The following is a 2,427-nucleotide window of genomic DNA, read 5'->3' as shown; positions in this document are numbered from 1 at the left end:
CTATCTCGAAGCCGAAGTCATGCGCCGCATGGGTGAAAACCAGCTCATCCAGGAAGTCAGCATCCATGCCCTGGCCCGTCTGGCCGAAACGCGCGACCCGGAAACCGGCAAGCACCTGCGCCGCACCCAGGAATACGTCCTGACACTGGCCAGGGCGCTGCGCTCCCACCCGCGCTTCACCAGCTACCTCGACGAACGGACGATCAACGCGCTGGCCCAGTCCGCCCCGCTCCACGACATTGGCAAGGTCGGTATCCCCGACCACATTCTCCTCAAGCCTGGCAAACTGACGCCGGAAGAGTGGGAGATCATGAAAACCCATGCCGAACTGGGCAGCAACGCCATTGCCCAAGCCGAGGCCGATGCCGAGAAACCGGTCGAATTTCTCGCCATCGCCAAGCTCATCGCCCGCTCCCACCACGAAAAGTGGGACGGCAGCGGCTATCCGGACGGACTCGCCGGCGACCGCATCCCGATTGCCGCCCGCCTCATGGCGCTGGCCGACGTTTTCGACGCCCTGACCTGCAAACGCGTCTACAAGCCAGCCTTCTCCTTTGACGAAGCCTACCGCATCATCGTCGAAGGCAAAGCCAAGCATTTCGATCCCGACGTCGTGGACGCCTTTATTCAGGAATACGCCACTTTCATGACCATCGCCAAGACCTACGCCGAGTAGACGATGCGCAGCGCCCCCCGGCTCCGCAGTCAGCAAAAAGAATTACGCTCGGCCATCGCCCAGGTCGTCCTGCCCTACGTCGCGCTCGCGGCACTGTGGATTCTCGTCTCGGATCAACTCCTTGCCTACCTGATCACCGATGCCGACCGGCGCATCACGGCAAGCATGCTGAAGGGCTGGTTCTTCATCGCCATCACGGCCGGCCTCCTCTCGCTGCTGCTTTACCGGCTGCTGCGCGAGAACCTGGCGCGCCGCGCTGCCGCCGAAGAGGCCCAAATCCTGATCGAGCGGGAACGCGGCCACCTGCGTACCCTGTTCGACACCATCCCCGACCTCGTCTGGCTAAAGGACCCTGATGGCGTCTATCTCAGTTGCAACAAGCGCTTCGAGCAGTTCTTCGGCGCTGACGAAGCGAGCATTCGCGGCAAAACCGACTTCGATTTCGTCGACCCTGAACTGGCCAAATTCTTCCGCGCCAATGATCTCGCCGCGCTGCTCGCCAAAGGGCCGTGCCGCAACGACGAGTGGGTCACCTTTGCCAGCGACGGCCATCGTGAACTGCTGGAAACGACCAAGGCGCCGATCCACGACAGCACCGGGCAGCTGATTGGCGTGCTCGGCATCGGCCGCGACATGACCCAAACCCACGAATTGCAGGAACGGTTCACCGTCGCCTTCAACGGCAGCCCGGCGGCCATTTCGCTGACCACGCTGGACAACGGCACATTTCTCGAGGTCAACCCGCGCTACCAGCAGCTTCTCGGCTGGCAACGGGACGAGCTGATTGGCCACAGCGCACTCGATTTTCATTTATGGCCGAGCCCCGAGGGCCGAAAAAAATGGCGCGACCAATTGCTGGAAACGGGCCTGCTCCAGGACTATCAGACCGAGTGGCAGCAACGCGACGGGACGCCAATCGAAATCAGCCTTTCCGCCGAAATCGTGCACCTCGGCGGCAATCCCTACATCCTCGCCTTCATCCTCGACATTTCCGAGCGCAAACGCGCTGCCGCGCAAATCGCCCAGTTGCAGGAACGTCTCGCCATCGCCTTCCGTGCAGCACCGGTCGCCGCCTGCATCACGCGCGTTGCCGACGGCAAAATGATCGATGTCAACGAACGATTGCTCAGTGAATACAGTGCGACGCGCGAGGAACTGATCGGCAAAACCACCATCGAGACCGGACTCTGGCACGCCGAAGACCGGGCGCAAATGATCGAGATACTCCAACGCGACGGCTACGTCGTCAATTTCCACAGCGTTGGTATCGGCCGCGACGGACGGCGGCGACAAATCAGTCTTTCCACCGCCAAAATAGAAGTCAATGACGAGCCGCATATCGTCGTCTACATCGTCGACATCACCGACCGCCGCGCCGCCGAACAAGCGCTGCGCGAACGCGAAGAAATCTTCCGCAGCATCGTCACCCAGGCCAACGACGGCATCTGCCTGATCGATCCGGAAACGCTCGGCTTTATCGAAATCAACGATGCGGTCATTCGTAACCTCGGTTATAGCCGCCGCGAATTTGCCGGCATCAATCTGCTCGACCTGCAGGTGGACACAACGGAAACCGAACTTCGCGCCTTGCTCGCGGAGATCATCGGCCTCGGCAACGCCATCTTTGAGCGTCGGCACCGGCGCCGCGACGGCAGCATCCAGATTGCCCGGATCGCCGCCGCGGCTGTCCGGGTCGGCGAGGGCATCAAGGTATCGGCCATCTGGCAGGACATCACGGAAGCCAAGCAGAC

The 2,427-nt window shown here is 61.6% G+C and carries 2 protein-coding genes; both read left to right on the top strand.

Annotated elements, in window-relative coordinates:
* Positions 1-676: HD-GYP domain-containing protein (locus ADADOO_RS12985; protein ID WP_511277927.1), on the top strand; the 676-nt coding region annotated here is incomplete at its 5' end.
* A 3-nt stretch (positions 677-679) separates the two neighbouring features.
* The coding region (locus ADADOO_RS12980) for a PAS domain-containing protein (protein WP_511277926.1) at positions 680-2,427 on the top strand (1,748 nt) is incomplete at its 3' end.

Origin of the sequence: Azonexus sp. (assembly GCF_036170495.1) — a bacterium.
Classification (GTDB): Bacteria; Pseudomonadota; Gammaproteobacteria; order Burkholderiales; family Rhodocyclaceae; genus Azonexus.
Note: the sequence above shows the minus strand (reverse complement) of the source record. Positions and strands in the feature narration are given on the sequence as shown.